Below are 18,989 nucleotides of genomic sequence, written 5' to 3'. Positions count from 1 at the left end.
AAAAGTTCAGACCTTGATAAGGAGTAACCATGTTAGAAATAAAAGATTTACAAATTAAATATAGTGATTTTGTAGCAATTGATCAAGTGAATATTTCTGTTCAAAAAGGGGAATTTTTTACTTTCTTGGGACCTTCAGGTTGTGGGAAGACAACGACTTTGCGAGCGATTGCGGGTTTTTTGACACCGAGTCGAGGAAGTGTTCAATTGAATGAGAAAGACTTGCTGCAAGTGCCTGTAGAAAAACGGAATCTTGGAATGGTCTTTCAATCTTATGCTTTGTTTCCTACGATGACAGTCTTTGATAATATTGCTTATGGGCTGAATGTGGATCGTTTGCCTAAGGATGAGATTCGTCAAAGAGTAGAAAATTTAGCAAAATTGGTGGATTTAAATGCGGATCAATTGGCTCGAAATGTGGCGGCTTTATCTGGGGGACAACAACAAAGGGTAGCTATTGCGCGTGCTTTAGCGAAACAACCAGATGTGGTACTTTTTGATGAGCCTTTGTCGAATTTGGATGCCAAATTAAGAAAGCGGTTACGTCAAGAATTGAAAGTCATTCAACGGGAAGCTGGCATGACAGCAATTTATGTGACGCATGATCAAGAAGAGGCTTTGGAATTATCCGATCATATTGCGGTTTTTAACAAGGGCTACATTGAACAGGTAGGAACGCCAGAAGAGATTTATGATCGCTCGGCAACGGAGTTTGTCTGCACCTTCATTGGAGATTCCAACCGTTTAGAAGGCGATTTGATGGCTTATATAGCGGATCATTGCGAGAAGCCTTTCGATTTAGAAAAGGTCCACTATATTCGTCCTGAGAAAATTGGCTTTTTCTCTTTGGAAGGAAGAGGAGAGAAGGTAGAATTTAAGGCATTGGTGGTAGATGAGAGTTATCAAGGTACCTTTAGTACGGTTAAGGTTGAAGTCATGGGAACCACTCTGAAATTAATTAATAAGAAGGATGGAAACTTTAACTTCAAGTTAGGAGATCAAGTCACCTTGTATCTTCATCCTGAGGATATTTTAGAGTATGAGGTGAAGGCTCAATGATCGAATTCTCTAAAAAATTACAGAAAAACCCCCTTCGTGTGACACAGGTTTTATTTTTAGCTTTTGTTATTTGGTTTGCAGCAACGTTTTTAATCTATCCTTTGTGGCGGGTTGTGATACAAACTTTCTTTGCGGATGGGACTTTTTCGACAGCGGCCATTCACAAAATCTTGAAATCTCAGCGGGCTTTGAATTCGATTAAGAACTCTTTCCTTTTGGCTGTGTGTTTAACTTTGACGGTCAATTGTGTGGGAACTTTTTTGGTATTGGTTACCGAATACTTCGAGATTAAAGGTGCTAAGATTTTGAGGTTGGGTTATATGTCGACCTTAGTCTTTTCGGGATTGATTGTGTCGAACGGCTGGCTCTACCTGTACGGTAAAGAAGGAGTCATTACGAAGTTCTTGAGTACTTATATTCAGAATTTCAATACGGATTGGTTTGTGGGCTTCCCTGCTGTTTTATTGGTTATGACTTTTGCGTGTACGTCCAATCATATGATTTTTTTGGCGAATGCTGTGAGAAGTGTTGACAACAATACGATCGACGCGGCTAAGAATTTAGGCGCGAGCCAATGGAAAATTTTAAAAGAAATTGTCCTGCCGACTTTTAAGCCGGTCTTTCTAACTTTGATTGTGATGACTTTTGCGGTGGGCTTGGGGGCCTTTGCCGCTCCTATTATGGTAGGTGGAAAAAGCTTCCAAACGATCGCTCCGATGATTCTAACTTTTTCAGGGCGTCCGGCGTCTAGGGATATTGCTACGTTGTTGTCGATTGTCTTAGGGATCAGTCAAATGGTTCTTCTCTTCCTTATTACGCGTAATGAGCGCAAGGGAAATTATCTCTCTATCGCTAAGACTAAGACGCGTCTTGTCAAACAAAAAATCACTCAACCTTTTGCAAGGTTGGCGGTGAATGTTTGTGCTTGGGTCTTGTTTGCGATCTATACTCTCCCTATTTTCTTTGTTGTTTTATTTTCTTTCCAAGATACGACAGCGATTGCTGCTCAGAAATGGTCTCTTGCCCATGTTACGTTTGAGCACTATATTCGAATTCTAAGTGATGTCAAAAGTTACGGGCCTTTACTAAGAAGTTTCTTCTATGCTGGATCAGCGGCCGCTCTTTCTGTGTTATTTATGTTGGTATTCGTTCGGTGGTTGATGAAACATCAGAAGCAAATCTTTAGTCAAGTGCTAGAATATGTTTACTATATCCCTTGGCTAGTGCCTACTTTGATGTTAGCTTTGGGTTATATTCTCGCTTATGACCGTCCGAGTCCTTTACTTTTTGGACAGATGGTGATTGGACATCAGTGGATTTTGCCGGTAGCTTATTTGGTTATTCTTTTGCCGAATACTTTGAGGTATTTGAAGAGTGCCTATTATTCCTTTGATAAAAATTTGGAGGATGCTTCTAGAAACTTGGGAGCTTCATCCTTTAGAACGTTTTGGAAGGTGGTCCTTCCTGCTTTAATGCCGGTTGCTTTGGCTTTAGTGGCTTTGAACTTTAATACGAATTTGGCTGAATATAATATGTCAACTTTCTTGTTCCAACCAGGGCAAGAGACTTTAGGTTTGATTATTCGGGCCAATTCAGATCCTATGTCCACAGTGGATGCCCGGGCCATTAACCTTGTTTATTCAGTGATTTTGATGGTGATGAATACCTGCATCTTATACTTCGTCTATGGACGAGGGTCTAAGAGACATTTTGAAAAAAGTGGTGTATTTTCATCCTAAAACAGTTAGAAAAAATAGAGAGCTCTCTTTAGATTCAATAGAAAAGTCGACTGAACTTGAAGGCTTTGATTTTTTGAAGAAAAGGGAGCTTTTTGTTGACCTATATTGACTAATATGGGTATAATGATTAAGAACTTGTAGTCAAAAAGGAGGACAAACTATGAATCTTATACCAACAGTGATTGAACAATCGTCACGTGGAGAGCGTGCTTATGATATTTATTCCCGTTTATTAAAAGATCGTATCATTATGTTAAGCGGGACAGTGGACGATGATATGGCGAATAGTGTCATTGCACAGCTACTTTTCTTAGACGCGCAAGATCCTGAAAAAGATATTTATATGTATATTAATAGTCCAGGGGGTTCTGTGAGTGCAGGGATGGCTATGTATGATACGATGCAATTCGTCAATGCAGATGTTGTGACTATTGTGACAGGTCTTGCGGCTTCTATGGGCTCTATTTTGCTGATGGGAGGATGCAAGGGTAAACGCTACGCTCTTCCTAATTCCGAAGTCCTTATTCATCAACCTCTTGGTGGGGTTCAAGGACAAGCTACAGAAATTGAAATTACAGCCCGTCATATTTTGAAGACGAAAACGAATTTGAAAGATTTGATTGCCGAACGGACTGGACAAGATCCAGCAAAGGTTGAGCAAGATATGGATCGAGATTATTGGATGACTGCTGAAGAGGCCAAAGCTTATGGCTGTATTGATGAGATTATGATGAGTAATAAAGCTTTGAAAAAATAAGAGCGCTTAGTGTGTACTCCCTCAAATAGAGAAGTATTTTTCTCCTTTTTGAGGGATTTTTTTGTGTAAAGGAAGGACTCAAGTGACCTTATGGAGAAAAAAATAAAAAAGAATGTTTAAATGTCTTGCAGGGGGAGAGGTTTATTGGTATACTAATTGTGTAAAAATTAACAGGATTTGATTTTGGATTTTGTTTTTTTTTGCTTAACGATGGTCATAAAATGACGTGGCGGACATATTTCGCCCACATAAGAGAGTTGATAGAATGAAAGCCTTATATGAAAAGTTACGTTTAATTGTACCGGAAGCGGAAGAGTCTCTAGTGAAACGCTCGAATATTCTTCAAATGGTTTTGCGGTATCAACCGATTGGACGACAGTCACTGGCAGAAAAATTACAGATGACAGAACGTCCCTTACGAACGGAAACTAATCAGTTAAAGGAATTAGGGTTGTTAGAAAGTACACGAACAGGCATGCGGATTACTCCTCTAGGGGAAGAAATGCTAGGATTTGTTCGGAATTTACTTCACTCGAATTCGAGCTTATTGGAAACTGAAAAAAGGCTAAGTCAAACCTTACACTTGAATGAAGTTCATATCATAGATAATGATTTGGAAGGCAATCAAGGGGCGATTAATCAAATCGGGGTATTTTTAGCCACTTATTTGAATCGTTTGTTACCTGAAGGGCCAATTACTTTGGCTGTAACGGGAGGCACGACGATTATGGAGGTAAGTAAATATCTCAATCATGATTTGTTAACACGTCCGCGTCAATTTCTCGTTGTTCCTGCACGTGGCGGAATGGGAGAGTCTGTTGCTGCTCAAGCCAATACCATTAGCGAGCAGTTGGCCAAGCGTTTACAAGGAAAATCGACAACCCTATACGTTCCAGATTCTTTAACGGAAACGGCCTGTACGCTTTTAAAGCAAGAGCCTGCTATTCAGCATACTTTGGAGGTTTTAAGACAAACCAATGTTTTGTTATTTAGCGTCGGTGATGCTCGAATAATGGCTGAACGTCGTGGATTTCCTCAGGCACTAACCAAGGAAATATTAGCTAAAGGAGCAGTAGGAGAGGCCTTTGGTTGCTTCTACACGGAAGAAGGGGAGATCGTCTATCGCATGCCGAGAATTGGATTACAATTAGAGCAGTTAGCTGAGATTGAGTATCCTATTCTTATTGCAGGTGGTTGTACAAAGTCAAAAGCAGTTAAAGCTTTTGCAAAAGTAGCTTCCAATCAGTTCATCTTAGTGACCGATCGGGGCGTAAGTCATTCGATTTTAAATGAGGTAACTCATTAAAATAATATACACATATTTTTCTGAAGGAGGAATATAGGATATGGTAAAAGTAGGTATTAATGGTTTCGGACGTATTGGTCGTTTAGCTTTCCGTCGTATTCAAAACGTTGAAGGATTAGAAGTTGTAGGGATCAATGACTTAACAGATGCTAAAATGTTAGCACACTTGTTAAAATATGATACCACTCAAGGTCGGTTTGATGGGGAAGTAGAAGTTGAAGAAGATGGCTTCAAAGTGAATGGCAAGAAAGTTAAGGTTATGTCCTACCCTAACCCAACTGATATTCCTTGGGGCGAATTAGGTGTTGAAATTGTTCTTGAAGCAACAGGTTTCTTCAGAACAAAAGAAAAAGCTGAATTGCACTTACAAGCTGGTGCTAAGAAAGTGGTTATTACCGCACCAGGTGGATCAGATGTTCCAACTATCGTATTTAACACCAACCATAAGATCTTAACCGGTAAAGAAACCGTTATTTCCGGAGCTTCATGTACAACAAATTGTTTAGCCCCATTGGCTGATGCTATGAACAAAAACTTCGGTATTGTTGAAGGGTTAATGTCTACTATCCATGCCTATACTGGTGACCAAAATACGTTGGATGCTCCACACCGTAAAGGGGACTTCCGTCGTGCACGTGCTGCTGCAGAAAGCATCATCCCTAATACAACAGGTGCTGCTAAAGCTGTTGGTCTTGTATTGCCAGAATTAAATGGTAAATTAGACGGTTCTGCTCAACGTGTTCCTGTAAAAGCAGGTTCTATTACAGAATTATTCACAGTCTTAGAAAAGAATGTTACTGTTGAAGAAGTGAATGCTGCTATGAAAGCTGCTTCCAATGAATCATTTGGTTACACTGAAGACCCAATCGTTTCTTCAGATGTTATTGGAATGTCTTATGGTTCCTTATTTGACGCTACTTTAACCAAAGTAATGGACGTAGATGGCAAGCAATTAGTTAAGACAGTTGCTTGGTATGACAATGAAATGTCTTATACCGCACAACTTGTACGTACCTTAGAATACTTCGCTTCACTATAATTAAGGCGTCTAACGTTTACGACAAGCGTCTATCCGTAACTAGCAGGGAGTCGACGCTCCCTGCTTTTTTAGGGAAGTAAAAAAGGAGAAACAAATATGGCAAAGAAAACAGTAAAAGATGTGGACTTAAAGGGTAAAAAAGTCCTCATGCGTGTGGACTTCAATGTTCCTATTAAAGATGGGGTCATTAAGGATGACAACCGAATGGTACAAGCTTTACCAACGATTCAATATGTACTTGAACAAGGCGCTAAATTAATTCTTTTCTCGCACTTAGGAAAAGTGAAAAAAGAAGAAGATAAAGCCGCTTTAACAATGCGCCCAGTAGCAGATCACTTAAGTGAATTATTGGGACAAGAAGTAACTTTTGTTCCTACAACCCGTGGGAAAGAATTGGAAGACGCCGTCGCTGACTTAGAAGAAGGACATGTTCTTCTCTTTGAAAATACCCGTTTCGAAGACTTAGATGGCAAGAAAGAATCTGGCAATGATCCAGAATTAGGCAAGTATTGGGCTTCTTTAGGAGACGGTATTTTTGTTAATGATGCCTTTGGGACTGCTCACCGTTCTCATGCTTCTAATGTGGGAATTGCTTCTAATGTTGACCAAGCAGTCGCTGGCTTCTTAATGGAAAAAGAATTGAAGTTTTTAGGAGAAGCTGTGAATAATCCTAAACGTCCTTTAGTAGCGATTTTAGGTGGAGCAAAAGTTTCCGATAAAATTGCTGTGATTAAAGCTTTATTAGAAAAAGCAGATAAAGTTTTGATTGGTGGCGGCATGGCTTATACCTTCTTGAAGGCAAAAGGCTATGAAGTTGGAAAATCTCTTCTAGAAGAAGACCGGATTGAATTAGCAAAAGAATTAATGGAACAAGCAGGCGATAAATTAGTTCTCCCAGTTGATATTACAGTGGCAGATGATTTCTCTAATGATGCCAATATTAAAGAAGTTCCAGCGGATGCTATTCCAGAAGGATGGGAGGGTCTAGACTCTGGTTCTAAGACCAATGAACTCTTCAGCAACATCCTCCAAGATGCAAAAACAGTGGTTTGGAATGGACCTATGGGTGTGTTTGAAATGGAAAAATTCGCTCGAGGCACCAATGCTATTTGTCAAGCAGTGGCTCATTTGACAGATGCTATTACCATTGTGGGTGGTGGCGACTCAGCTTCTGCAGCTAAGAACTCTGGTTTTGCAGATAAATTTACGCATATTTCAACAGGTGGTGGGGCTTCTTTGAAATTCTTAGAAGGTAAACCTCTTCCTGGTGTGGAAGCTTTAAGTGATAAGTAAAAGAAAGGACAGATGGCATGCGTCAAGTATTAATTGCTGGCAACTGGAAATTAAATAAATTAGCGGGGCAAGCGCACGACTTTGCTGAAGAATTAAAACAAGCTTTAGCAGGTAATGAAAAAGCTGAAATTTTAGTTTGCCCACCTTCCCTTTATGTTCAAAGTCTTTTAGCAGATTTCAAGGGAACAGCTGTTAAAGTAGGGGCACAAAACTGCTTCTATGAAAATAGTGGGGCTTATACAGGTGAAGTCTCTCCTGAAGCATTGGCAGATTTAGGAACAAGTTATGTTGTTATTGGTCACTCTGAAAGAAGACAAATCTTTGGGGAAACGGATCAAGAGGTTGCTAAGAAGGCAGCTGCTATTTTTGTTAATGGGATGACTCCTATTATTTGCTGCGGAGAAACTTTAGAACAACGTGAAGAAGGCGTTGCTAAAGAATGGATTGCTGGACAAATTAAGGCTGCTCTTAAAGAATTAACAGAAGAACAAGTTGCTAAAGCTGTACTTGCTTATGAACCTATCTGGGCAATCGGTACAGGAAAAACAGCATCTCCAGAAGATGCTGAAGAAATTTGTGCTCTTGTCCGTGAAACGGTGTTTGAAGTAGCTGGCCAAGCTGCTGCAGACAGTGTGCGTGTTCTTTATGGAGGTTCTGTAAAACCAGCAAATGTTAAAGAAATTTTAGCACAAGAAAATATTGATGGGGCTTTAGTGGGTGGAGCAAGCTTAAATGCCGATGACTTTATGGCTTTGATCCAAGCTGGCGAATAAGTTCATTCACTAAAGTTAAGAAATAAAAATAAAAACGAACGATAAAGGAGACAAAATCAATGTCATTAATTACAGATATTCATGCGCGCGAAATTTTAGACTCTCGTGGGAACCCAACAGTTGAAGTAGAAGTATTAACAGAATTAGGAGCTCATGGACGTGGAATGGTTCCTTCTGGTGCTTCAACAGGTGAGCATGAAGCCGTTGAATTGCGTGATGGCGATAAGAGCCGTTATGATGGTAAAGGGGTTTTAAAAGCTGTTGAAAATGTGAACACTGTTATTGCTGATGCAGTGATCGGTATGGAAGTTACAGATCAAATTGGTATTGATGAAGTAATGATCGCTTTAGATGGTACCAAGAACAAAGGTAAATTAGGGGCTAACGCTATTTTAGGGGTTTCTCTTGCTGTTGCTCGTGCAGCTGCTGAAGAATTAGATGTTCCTCTATACAACTACTTAGGCGGATTTAACGCTCACGTTTTACCAACTCCAATGATGAACATTGTTAATGGAGGCGCTCACTCTGATGCCCCTATTGCTTTCCAAGAATTTATGATTGTTCCTGCTGGGGCACCTAGCTTCCGTGAAGCTTTACGTTGGGGCGCAGAAACTTTCCATGCTCTCAAAGGGCTCTTAGCTGAACGTAACCTTGAAACTTCTGTTGGGGATGAAGGTGGATTTGCTCCTCGTTTTGAAGGGACTGAAGACGCTTTGAATACAGTGATTGCGGCGATTAAAGCTGCTGGTCGTGAACCAGGTAAAGATATCTTTATCGCTTTAGACTGTGCATCTTCTGAATTCTATGTAGATGGCAAATATGACTACACCGTATTCGAAGGGGAAGGCGCAGCTGTTCGTACTTCTGCTGAACAAGTCGCTTACATCGAAGAATTGGTATCTAAATACCCAATTATCTCAGTTGAAGACGGTATGGATGAAAACGACTGGGAAGGGTTCAAACTCTTAACAGAACGTATCGGAGACAAAGTTCAATTAGTTGGTGATGACTTATTCGTAACGAACACCGATTACCTCTCACGTGGGATCAAAGAAGGCGTTGCAAACTCTATCTTGATTAAAGTGAACCAAATCGGTACTTTAACAGAAACCTTCCATGCTATTGAAATGGCTAAACGTGCGAACTATACAGCCGTTGTTTCCCACCGTTCAGGTGAAACCGAAGACTCCACAATTGCTGATATTGCTGTGGCAACAAATGCTGGCCAAATTAAGACAGGTTCTCTCTCACGTTCTGACCGTATGGCTAAATATAACCAATTATTACGTATTGAAGATGAATTGGGCACTACAGCTGTCTTTGAAGGCGTACATTCTTTCTACAATTTAAGCAAATAAGCTTAGAAAGACAGAATTAAACTTCAAAATTTGATGAAAGCGAGGGAAACCTCGCTTTTTTATTGGAAGAAGGTTCGCTTTTTTGTACATAAATGTGATACACTCTTTTATGTACGAAAAATAGAAGCTGAAAGAAAGGGAGAAAAGATGTTTTTTGAAGAGGAATATGACCGTCATTTGGCTTTAGCTACTGATTTATGGGAACATCCAGAGTTAGGATTTAAGGAACATTATACTCGACAAAGAATTTTGGATTACCTGACGGAAGTCACACCGGATTTAGAAGTGCGGACCTTTGCACATACAGGAATTCGAGTAGATTTGAATCATGGGAAAGACCATACGATGGTATTTTTAGCAGAGATGGATTCGGTTTATTCACCGGCCCATTGGCAAGCTGATCCAGAAACGGGAGCAGCTCAAGCGTGTGGGCATTTTACGCAAGTGACGATTGCTTTGTCCATTTATCGTTATTATGTTCAGACAGAAGCCTATAAGCAGTTAGACTTTAACGTGGCATTTATTTTTGTGCCAGCTGAGGAATACGTGGATCTTGATTATCGTCGACAATTGAGAGATCAAGGTGAATTAGTATATCTTGGTGGGAAGGCAGAAGCGATGCGTGAAGGGGTATTTGATGATGTAGACTTTGTCTACCATCTGCATGCTTTAGGGGAAGAACATGAGCGTCCAATCATTGAAGTTGCTTGTGACTTGGCAGGTTTTTGCTATAAGTATTTCACCTTTAAAGGAAAAGCTTCTCACGCAGGGTTAGATCCTTTCTCTGGAATTAACGCTTATTCTATGTCAACGCTATTCAATACGGCTTTAGGGCTTTCTCGTCAACAAATGCGAGAAGATAAGTACTTAAGAATTAATCCCGTATTATTTGGAGAGAATACCATGACAACGAATGTGATTCCTCATGAGGTGAGGATAGGAACAGATATTCGTTCGATGTCTTTGGATTATATGAAAGAAATTTCGAAGCGACTCGATCAAATGGCAAAAGGTTCTGCTCAAGCTTTAGGTGGAGAAGTGGTCTGTGAAACAGAGATGGGCTATCTTCCTTTCATTCAAGATGCTTACTTAACCAAGCTCGTGAAAGAAGCCTTTGAAGCCGATGATACCATTCCGGATATTATTGATGACCGGGGAGCGATTGCGGCTGCAGGCGATATTGGAGATCTCTCCTTTATGGTACCAAGTATTCAAATTTCTTATGGCGGATTTGAAGGGAGAATTCATGGGGCTGATTTCAAAATGGTAGATCCAGAGTTTGTCTTGTCCACACTTCCTGCTTTCTTAGTGAAGAGTATTCAACACATCTCTGACAATGTGGATTATCGTCAATTCTACCATCGTTCTTTCCAAGAATATGCGAAAGTTATTGCAGATATGATGGACAATTAAATAGAAAGTTGAGGAATTATTTGTGGATAATAAAAAATCATTAGCCTACTTTATCCCTTTTGTACTGCTTGTTGTAGTTATTGCTGAAGCCATTGGTTTTCGCAGGGTGCAAGTTGGGCGGTTTACGCTGAATATTTTACCTTTAGTTTTTGCGGTATTAATAGCCATGGTATTGGCTTTACCAATTTTTAGACGCGGCATTTTGAAAAAAATTTATTCGCCAGAAAATGTGAAGTTTGCTTCTACCAGCTTGATGTTTATTATGTTACCTTTGATGGCTCGGTACGGTGCAGATGTTGCTCCCAAATTGCATGATATCTTTAAGATTGGTTGGATCTTCCTCTTCCAAGAATTAGGAAATACAGGGACTGTGGTTTTAGGAATGCCAATCGCTCTCTTACTAGGATTACGTCGGGAAGCCATTGGATCGACGCTTGGTTTAGGGCGTGAAGGGGAATTAGCCTATATTTCCGAAAAATATACGCTAGACTCTCCTGAAGGACGTGGGGTCTTGTCTTTGTATTTGATTGGAACCTTGTTTGGGTCTATATTCTTTAGTTTGGTGGCCCCTCTCTTTTTAACCATTGGATTGGATTATCGGGCGTTAGCCATGGCTGCTGGTCCTGGTTCTGCTAGCATGATGGCTGCAGCATCAGCCTCTCTTTCAGCAGTTATGCCAACGGAAGCTGTGCGTGAAACGATCCGTTCCTATGCGGCAGCTAGTCAACTGTTGACGAGCTTCCTTGGAACTTACACGATGTTCTTTGTAGCAATTCCAATGCAACGTTTCTTCTATAACTTCTTCACGAAAGGAGATAATTACGACCATGGAAAATAAAACATTAAAACATTATATCGATGAAGGAGCTAGAGTTTTTTTAGGATGCTTTTTGATTCTCTTTACACAATGGATCAAGTTGTTTAAGAATCCTAAATCAACCCCAATTACAGGCTGGACCTTCTTAGGATTAGTCGTTCTCTTTGTTTTCTCTATGTTTGGAATTATGGTTGCTGATTATACCAAGGCAAAAAATATTCCTGTCGCAAAAGATTTCCCTATTTTAGGATGGGTATCCATTGTTTCCCTAATTTTTTGCTTACTTTGTGGAGATGTTGTGATTAAGTCCATTCAAGCGGTAGACTTTTTAGCCATTACGACACCTATTTTGGCGGTCGCAGGGATTTCAGTAGCAGATAGCTTACTTGATTTAAGAAGAACTTCTTGGAAGATTGCTATTGTCGCTGCTTTTGTCTTTATCGGAACTTATTTAGGAAGTGCGATTATCGCTCAAATCGGACTTTGGGTAACGGGAGCACTTTAATAGAAACTAGCGAATATTAAGATAAATCAAAAGGCAGAAATTTTCAGACACTTGAAAATTTCTGCCTTTTAAAAATTTAAAGTCAAACGCATCCCCTTTGTGAGGTTGGTCGGCAAGCGGAAGGGGGTGCGTTTACTGAGATATGAGATCCCTACCCCCTTGTTCCCTTGGATAGGGAGATGAACAGTTGGGGAAAGGGGTTCGGGAGCGTTAGTTGGAGTAAGTGGTTTCTTTCTTAACCACAGCAGAGAGAGCTAAGATGGTTCGTAAGCCTTCTTCAATTTCTTTTTTCTTTTGCTCAGTTGTAAGAGAACGACTGTTGAGATGATCACAGAGGGTGGAGGCAATTTCTTCAATTTGGCGATCAATAACTTGATCTACAGTGTGAGAAGATAAGAGGGGGGAACGATATGTCATAGGAATACCTCACATTCTATGGTTCATTTCTTTTAGAAAAATCGTTAGAAAGAATCTATTTACATAATAACAAAGCAGGACTTTTGTGTCAATATATAGGGACTAGTTTACTGGAAAAACACTATATATTGATAAAGTGCTGAAAATAATTTGGATAAACCTTTATATTTTTCTGAGTAAAGGGATAAAAGTTTGGTTAAAGGAATTGCCTCTTTAAAAGGGGAAAGGCAAGTGAGTCAGAAGTTTGCCCCTAGAGAGGACCTTTTACCACTTGATAAAGTATGCTATTATTAAAAAAATTAGTTGAATAAGAAAGGAGCTGAAAAGATGAGCAAAATGATGGATCAAGAATGGTTAGTGAAACGCCAAGCCGCTAATTATGTGTCTGCTCAAGTCATACAGACAGATACGAATCATTATGAGATTAATGGACAGCCTTTCTTGCTCATTAAGGAAAAAGAACAAGCTTTCGATCGGGAAGCTCTATCTGATCGCTATATGGATATTTTGGATTCCTATGATTATATTTTAGGAGATTGGAGTTTTGATCAACTGCGCTTAACAGGTTTTTATAAAGATGATGTTTCTCATTTCGGATGTTCAAGGTCATTTTTCCAATTAGAAGACTACCTAATTGAATTTTGTGGCTTTGACTGTCATTATTTTATTTTGGAACATCTCAGAAGTGATGAAGAACGAGAAGCACGCAATCAATCTTTAAAGAAGTCTGGCTATTCTAAGAATTCCTCTCGTAATAAATCTCGTCGTCGCAATAAGTCCGATAAATCTTATAAAAATGTGACTAAGAAAGATCAACATCGTTCAAACCATACTTCTAAAAAGAAATCCTTTTTAGTCAAAAATAAAAAAAAGAAAGAAAAGAAGCCAAGAGAAGGCAAAACTGTGAAACAGAAAGCTGATTTTAAAATTCGGAAAAAAGAGAATAAGTAGGAGCCGTTGTGAATTATGATATTTAATAAAACTGGTTATTTAATGGATTTGGATGGAACTGTTTATTGTGGAAAAGAACCGATTCAAGGGGCGAAAGAGTGGATAGAAAAGTTGATCCAAACGAATCAACCTTTTATGTTGGTCACCAATAATTCGATGAGAAGCCATCAAGAAGTGGCCGATCATTTAGCGGCTGTTAGTGATATTCAGGTTCCATTAGAACGTATTTATACCAGTATCGATGCTTTGCTTTATGTTCTCCAAGGGGATTTCCCTAAAGGGGGAGAAGGAAAAGCTTGCTATTGTATTGGAAGTCCTGCTGTGAAGGAAGATTTGCAAAACTTTGGTTTTCAACTCAAGGAAGACTTGAAAGAAAATTTAGAAGTAGTTGTCGTGGGATTAAATCAAGACATTACTTATTATGATTTAGCTACAGCGACCCTAGCCGTTCAAAAAGGAGCTAAGTTCTACTTAACGAATCCGGATGTTCAGTTCCCATCTGTTGAAGGCTTTGTCCCAGGGGCTGGTGCTTTGGGCGAAATGATAGGTCAAGTGGCTCGTCAAAAGCCAGTGGTTTGCGGAAAACCAAGTCGGGTGATTATGGAAGGAGCTTTAAATGTTTTAAATTTAAGGGCAGATCAATGTGTAATGATTGGAGATAATCTTCAAACAGATATTTTAGCAGCGAATAACGCTCAGATCACAGCCCTTCTGATTGAAACAGGGGTGAATACGCGGCAAGATGTTCAAGAAGGAAGCGGACAGCCAGATTATGTGGTGAAAGATTACGAGGAATTGATGCAGCTATGGCAAGAAGACTAGCCTTTAAATTAGGGCAGATAAACCTCCTTCTGACGTTTTTGACACTTGCTATAATTATAACGATCTGGTCAGTTCCCCTGTATCGGGGCGTAATCACTTGGCTTCACCTTCCAGAACAATTGCAGGTCCCTTTCAATGAGATTATGCGTGATTATTGGGCCATCCTCAAGTATTTGCATAGTCCCTGGCAGAAAGTCTTAGAAGTGAGAAATTTTTCATTATCTAGCCAAGGAAGATTTCATTTTTATGAGGTTCGGCGGTTGTTTCTGGAATTATACGGAGTAGGTGGACTATCGAGTATAGGGACCTATTTCTTTTGGCAACATTTGAAAAAGAGAAAGCAGCTATGGATTTTGGAAGGCTTTTTCGCTAAAAGTTTGTGGGCGCCTCTCGGCATTGGGATCATTTTAACGATTAGCTTTGAACCGATATTTATCGGTTTTCATCATGTTTTGTTTAATAATGACGCTTGGCTGTTTGATCCTCTGACAGATTCTATTATTTTGATGCTGCCAGAAGTTTATTTCATGGCATGTTTTTTATCGGCGATGGGTTTAATGGAACTCTTTTTGTTCTGGGCCTGGCGATTAGTTAAAAAAAAAGTAAAATAATGCACTCTTGGATGCATTAATTGTTAGAAAATTTTTTAGAGAAGATAAAATTTAATTTCAAAGCACAAGTAATTAGTCTTGAGTGAGAGGAATTAATATGTTACCATGACTAGGTAAGCTAGTAAAAGAGACGAGGTAGAAAGAGTGGAGAACTTATTACTTATTGCGATTATCGCTATTAGCGTGTTATTAATTTTGGCCGTGGTCATTTCCCCAGCTAAAACCAGTTCTTCAGCTAACATTACTGGAGCTATTGATCAAGGGCTAAGTGGTAAGAAGGCACGGGGATTTGAGGCAGCGATGGATCGAATTATTCGAATCCTAGGTCTCGTATTTATGATCATCGCACTCATCTTAGCAAAGTTAGCCTCCTAATGCGGTAAGGGAGCTGGGGATTTTCCCCAGCTTTTTTTGTAAATGGGAGTAGTAAGCCTGTATCTTGTCTGATAAAAAATAGAAAAATCAGCTCGGATAAGGCCATAGAAAATAAAGAAAAAGGAGAAGCTATGTCAAATCAAGAATCATTTTATTTTGAAGGATCAAATCACCGAGCTGTTGTATTATTTCATGCTTATACCGGGTCTACGGCAGATGTTAGAATGACTGGCAGAGCTTTAAATCGGGCAGGTTATACGGTTTATTGTCATAATTTGACGGGCCATAATCACGCAGATTATCGGGAAATTTTAGAGGCTGGTCCTGTTGATTGGATGCAGGATGCTCGAGCAGCTTTAGATTTTGTACAAAAAGAAGGTTATGACCAGATTGCTGTATTTGGACTCTCTCTAGGTGGGGCAGTAGCTACGCGTTTATTTATTGATGAACAAGATTCTCTAGTCTGTGGCGGATCTTTCTGTACGCCTATTATGACGCCTGAGATTAGTGGAACGAGAGTGTATGATGTTTTTCTTCAATTTGCGGAGGCAACGAGTGCTAAACGACCAGAGCTCGGAAGCTATGATAAAGAACTTGTTTCTCCTAAGCTTTATCAAGCTTTAGCGGGAATTGATGCTTTTTGTTCAGGTATTCGTTGTGACTTGAACCATATTCGCAAGCCTTATTTTATTGCGGAAGCAGGTAAAGATGAACTTGTCGGAAAAGATAGCGGCAGTCAACTCCAAGAAGCGATTCATTATGCTCCAGTTGTATTGGAAAAATTTGAAGAGAGCGGACATGTCATTACAGTTGGCAAGCAACACAAGGAATTCGAGGAAAAACTCATTCAATTTTTAAATGAAGTGAGGTGGTAAAGTGACCTTTAAAGAAGTCAAAAAATCTTTAATTCATGCCATGAAGAAGAGTGACCATCCCAAAACCATCGCTCAATATAGTCAAAAATTAGGCTATGATGAAGGTAAAGATTATGGCCAGTTTGTACAATATATTGCGGAACTTCAAAGAAAAGGGGTTCTCTTGATTGATGATGAGGGGATCATCACTTTTCCCCCTAAAAAGCAAACGTTAGAAGGTACCTTTCTCTTGCAAAAAAAAGGGTATGGCTTTGTCCAATTAGAGGATAAGAGTAAAGTTTATATTGCCGCTGCTTTAACGGGTGGGGCAATGAATGAAGATAAAGTCACTGTAGAGTTGATTAAAAAAGGAACGGATGACAAGAATCCAGAAGGCAAAGTGGTGAGCATCCAAGAGCGCGCTATGATGCGATTAGTTGGGGAATTTCAAGCTTTCAATGAGACTTTACAGAAAAAATCAGGCGACATTGGGCAAGTCTTTTTGAAAAACAAGGGGATGGATCGCTTTACTTGCTTGGTGGAAGAGGAGGGCCTCCATCCTTCAAACGGGGAGATGGTCGTATTAGAAATTGTCTCTTATCCAAATGAAGAACATCCCTTCCAATTGACGGGGCGGGTCATTCATGGAATTGGCCAAAAAGATGCCCCAGGAGTAGAAATCTTAAGCGTTTTGAATATGATGGCTATTCCCCATGATTTTCCACAAGACGTTGTGGAAGAAGCTGAGAAGATAAGAGAAGACATTAGCTCTGAAGAGCTTAAAGGAAGAATGGATTTTCGAAAGGCACTTACCATTACCATTGATGGTGCAGATGCGAAAGACTTGGATGATGCCATCTCCTACCAAGAGTTGACACCGACGACCATTCAATTAGGAGTTCACATTGCAGATGTTTCTCACTATGTAACAGAAGGATCTGCTTTGGACAAAGAAGCCGTTCGTAGGGGAACTTCTGTTTATTTGACAGATCGGGTGGTGCCGATGTTGCCACAGCGCTTATCGAATGGCATTTGTTCGCTTCAAGAAGGGCAAGAACGTCTCACTATGTCCTGCGTGATGACAATCGACAAGAAGACAGGAGAAATTCTTGCTTACAAGATTGGGCCGAGTGTCATTCAGTCCAACCATCGGATGGTGTATGATGATGTCAATCTTCTGTTAAAAGGGGACGCGCGACTTTCTGAAAAATATGCAGATAGTTTGGATATGCTCAAAGGTCTAGCCAACTTGCACCAAGTTTTATGGAAACGTCGGCACAAAAGAGGAGCCATTGATTTTGAAAAGCCAGAAGCTAAGATTAAAGTTGATGCGACAGGTTTCCCGATCGCTATTGAAGTTAGAGAGCGTGGCCTAGCCGAGCGGATGATTGAATCGTTTATGTTAGCAGCTAATGAAACTGTAGCTTATCATTATAGGCAGAAACGTTTGCCATTTATCTATCGGATTCACGAATATCCAGATGATCAAAAGGTTCAGGCTTTTATTGAGTTTTGCCATAATTTAGGAATTAAAGTTCCTGTTAAAGAGGGACGATTACGTTCTAAAGATTTGCAACAAATCTTAGAAGGCGTTCAAGGGAAAGATTATGCGCCTGTTGTTCAAACCATTGCTTTGAGAAGTATGCAACAGGCTCGTTATAGTTCATCACCTAATGGCCACTATGGGTTAGCTGCTGAAGATTATACGCACTTTACTTCGCCTATTCGTCGTTACCCAGATCTGTTGGGGCATCGCTTGATTCGCTACTATCAAACACATAAAGGAAAGGGAGAAGAAGACGATCATTTGATAGCAAGCATTGATTCTTTGGCAGAACAGTCCTCGAAAGCAGAGCGGCGCGCTGTGGATGCTGAACGTGAAGTAAACAGTATGAAGATGGCTGAATATATGAGCGATAAGATTGGTCAAAAATTTGAGGGCATGATTTCAGCTGTTACGAAATTTGGACTCTTTGTGGAATTATCCAATACGGTAGAAGGACTCGTCCATCTTTCTGTACTTAAGGATGATTATTATATCTACGATGAAAAAAATATGATTCTTATCGGGAAGAGAACAGGAAAAATCTATCGCATTGGAGACAAAGTTCAGGCGAAATTAACAAGGGCCGATAAAGAAAGTCGACAAATCGACTTTGAATTTGTTAAAGAAGGAAAATCTTCTCAAAAGAAGTCTTCAAATAAAGATAAAAAGACTAAAAGATCCAAAAACCAAGCGGTCAAGCCTTCTTCTAAAAGTGACCATACGAAGAGCTTTTCTATTAAAAAACGACATGGACATAGCCAGAAAAAGAAATCTAAAAATCGGAAATCTTTTAAAGATTTTTCGATGAAATCGACGAAGAAATCGCATAAGAAAAGAAAGAATAGAAAATAAAAAGAGAAAACAATAAAAGGAAGGAGGGACAGCGGATGGTCAAACCGAAAAAACAAGAGAATGCCTTAGCTACGAATCGAAAAGCTCGGCATGACTATACCATTGAAGATACTGTAGAATGTGGCATGGTTCTAACAGGAACAGAGATCAAATCGATCCGCAAAGGCAAAATTAATTTAAAAGATTCTTTTGCTCGGGTAGAAAAGGGAGAACTGTGGGCCTACGGTATCCATGTGTCACCTTTTGAGCAGGGCAATCGATTTAATCCAGACCCTCTTCGTCCCCGAAAACTTCTTGTCAAGAAGAGAGAAATTCATCATTTCGAACGAAAAATTAGTCAAGAAGGCTATACTTTAGTTCCACTTAAGGTTTATATTAAGAATGGATTTGCTAAATTATTAGTAGGACTAGCCCTAGGGAAGAAGAAATACGATAAGCGGCAAAGTTTACGGGAAAAAGATATGAAACGTGATATTCAGCGGGCGATGAAGGAACGTTATTAG

General features: G+C 39.8%; 19 protein-coding genes. 18 read left to right on the top strand and 1 reads right to left on the bottom strand.

Translation table 11 applies throughout. The annotated features are described in order from the left end of the window. Positions 1 to 29 precede the first annotated feature (29 nt). From AWM71_RS01065 to AWM71_RS01015, 11 genes are all read left to right on the top strand, one after another. Positions 30 to 1,058: an ABC transporter ATP-binding protein gene (locus AWM71_RS01065; RefSeq protein WP_060776276.1), complete on the top strand. Its 1,029-nt coding sequence runs from the start codon at positions 30 to 32 to the stop codon at positions 1,056 to 1,058. Then, positions 1,055 to 2,797: an ABC transporter permease gene (locus AWM71_RS01060; protein ID WP_060776275.1), complete on the top strand. Its 1,743-nt coding sequence runs from the start codon at positions 1,055 to 1,057 to the stop codon at positions 2,795 to 2,797. The genes AWM71_RS01065 and AWM71_RS01060 overlap by 4 nt, the downstream gene beginning before the upstream one ends. A gap of 160 nt (positions 2,798 to 2,957) precedes the next feature. Further along, entirely contained in the window at positions 2,958 to 3,554 is a 597-nt protein-coding gene (clpP, locus tag AWM71_RS01055) for an ATP-dependent Clp endopeptidase proteolytic subunit ClpP (protein WP_060776274.1), read from the top strand. A 265-nt stretch (positions 3,555 to 3,819) separates the two neighbouring features. Beyond that, positions 3,820 to 4,860 (top strand): sugar-binding transcriptional regulator, encoded by a 1,041-nt coding sequence (locus AWM71_RS01050; RefSeq protein ID WP_060776273.1) that lies wholly within the window; start codon positions 3,820 to 3,822, stop codon positions 4,858 to 4,860. A 40-nt stretch (positions 4,861 to 4,900) separates the two neighbouring features. After that, on the top strand, positions 4,901 to 5,899 hold the full coding sequence (gene gap, locus AWM71_RS01045; RefSeq protein ID WP_060776272.1) for a type I glyceraldehyde-3-phosphate dehydrogenase: 999 nt from the start codon (positions 4,901 to 4,903) through the stop codon (positions 5,897 to 5,899). Between the two features lie 96 nt (positions 5,900 to 5,995). Then, positions 5,996 to 7,192 carry a phosphoglycerate kinase gene (locus AWM71_RS01040; RefSeq protein WP_060776271.1) on the top strand — a complete coding sequence of 399 codons (1,197 nt, stop codon included), beginning with the start codon at positions 5,996 to 5,998 and terminating at the stop codon, positions 7,190 to 7,192. Between the two features lie 17 nt (positions 7,193 to 7,209). Next, the gene (tpiA, locus tag AWM71_RS01035) at positions 7,210 to 7,965 is read left to right on the top strand and encodes a triose-phosphate isomerase (RefSeq protein WP_060776270.1); all 756 of its coding nucleotides are present in this window, start codon (positions 7,210 to 7,212) and stop codon (positions 7,963 to 7,965) included. 59 nt (positions 7,966 to 8,024) lie between these two features. Further along, positions 8,025 to 9,323 (top strand): phosphopyruvate hydratase, encoded by a 1,299-nt coding sequence (gene eno, locus AWM71_RS01030; protein ID WP_060776269.1) that lies wholly within the window; start codon positions 8,025 to 8,027, stop codon positions 9,321 to 9,323. A gap of 147 nt (positions 9,324 to 9,470) precedes the next feature. Next, positions 9,471 to 10,736: a M20/M25/M40 family metallo-hydrolase gene (locus AWM71_RS01025; protein WP_060777421.1), complete on the top strand. Its 1,266-nt coding sequence runs from the start codon at positions 9,471 to 9,473 to the stop codon at positions 10,734 to 10,736. Positions 10,737 to 10,758: 22 nt separating this feature from the next. Next, positions 10,759 to 11,574 carry a DUF3100 domain-containing protein gene (locus AWM71_RS01020; RefSeq protein WP_060776268.1) on the top strand — a complete coding sequence of 272 codons (816 nt, stop codon included), beginning with the start codon at positions 10,759 to 10,761 and terminating at the stop codon, positions 11,572 to 11,574. Then, positions 11,564 to 12,058 (top strand): hypothetical protein, encoded by a 495-nt coding sequence (locus tag AWM71_RS01015; RefSeq protein ID WP_060776267.1) that lies wholly within the window; start codon positions 11,564 to 11,566, stop codon positions 12,056 to 12,058. The genes AWM71_RS01020 and AWM71_RS01015 overlap by 11 nt, the downstream gene beginning before the upstream one ends. Positions 12,059 to 12,268: 210 nt before the next feature. On the opposite strand, the gene AWM71_RS01010 is transcribed toward AWM71_RS01015, so the two are convergent. Further along, on the bottom strand, positions 12,269 to 12,475 hold the full coding sequence (locus tag AWM71_RS01010; RefSeq protein ID WP_060776266.1) for a hypothetical protein: 207 nt from the start codon (positions 12,473 to 12,475) through the stop codon (positions 12,269 to 12,271). Between the two features lie 327 nt (positions 12,476 to 12,802). Here AWM71_RS01010 and AWM71_RS01005 point away from each other — a divergent pair, with 327 nt between their 5' ends. From AWM71_RS01005 to smpB, 7 genes are all read left to right on the top strand, one after another. Beyond that, positions 12,803 to 13,426, top strand: a complete 624-nt coding sequence (locus AWM71_RS01005; protein ID WP_060776265.1) for a YutD family protein — start codon at positions 12,803 to 12,805, stop codon at positions 13,424 to 13,426. Positions 13,427 to 13,441: 15 nt separating this feature from the next. Further along, a complete protein-coding gene (locus AWM71_RS01000) occupies positions 13,442 to 14,248 on the top strand; it encodes an HAD-IIA family hydrolase (RefSeq protein WP_060776264.1) in 807 nt (268 codons plus the stop codon). Beyond that, positions 14,233 to 14,859, top strand: coding sequence for a TIGR01906 family membrane protein (locus tag AWM71_RS00995; RefSeq protein WP_060776263.1), 627 nt, complete (start codon positions 14,233 to 14,235; stop codon positions 14,857 to 14,859). Before AWM71_RS01000 ends, AWM71_RS00995 begins: the two co-directional genes overlap by 16 nt. Positions 14,860 to 15,003: 144 nt before the next feature. Beyond that, entirely contained in the window at positions 15,004 to 15,234 is a 231-nt protein-coding gene (gene secG / locus AWM71_RS00990; RefSeq protein WP_060776262.1) for a preprotein translocase subunit SecG, read from the top strand. A 131-nt stretch (positions 15,235 to 15,365) separates the two neighbouring features. Beyond that, the gene (locus AWM71_RS00985) at positions 15,366 to 16,109 is read left to right on the top strand and encodes an alpha/beta hydrolase (RefSeq protein WP_060776261.1); all 744 of its coding nucleotides are present in this window, start codon (positions 15,366 to 15,368) and stop codon (positions 16,107 to 16,109) included. Position 16,110: 1 nt separating this feature from the next. Next, complete coding sequence (gene rnr / locus AWM71_RS00980; protein ID WP_144428608.1) at positions 16,111 to 18,486, top strand: ribonuclease R; 2,376 nt, start codon at positions 16,111 to 16,113, stop codon at positions 18,484 to 18,486. A gap of 35 nt (positions 18,487 to 18,521) precedes the next feature. Then, a complete protein-coding gene (gene smpB / locus AWM71_RS00975) occupies positions 18,522 to 18,989 on the top strand; it encodes an SsrA-binding protein SmpB (RefSeq protein WP_060776260.1) in 468 nt (155 codons plus the stop codon).

This window comes from Aerococcus christensenii, assembly GCF_001543105.1.
Taxonomy (GTDB): Bacteria; Bacillota; Bacilli; order Lactobacillales; family Aerococcaceae; genus Aerococcus; species Aerococcus christensenii.
This window is presented reverse-complemented; position numbering and strand designations above follow the sequence as displayed.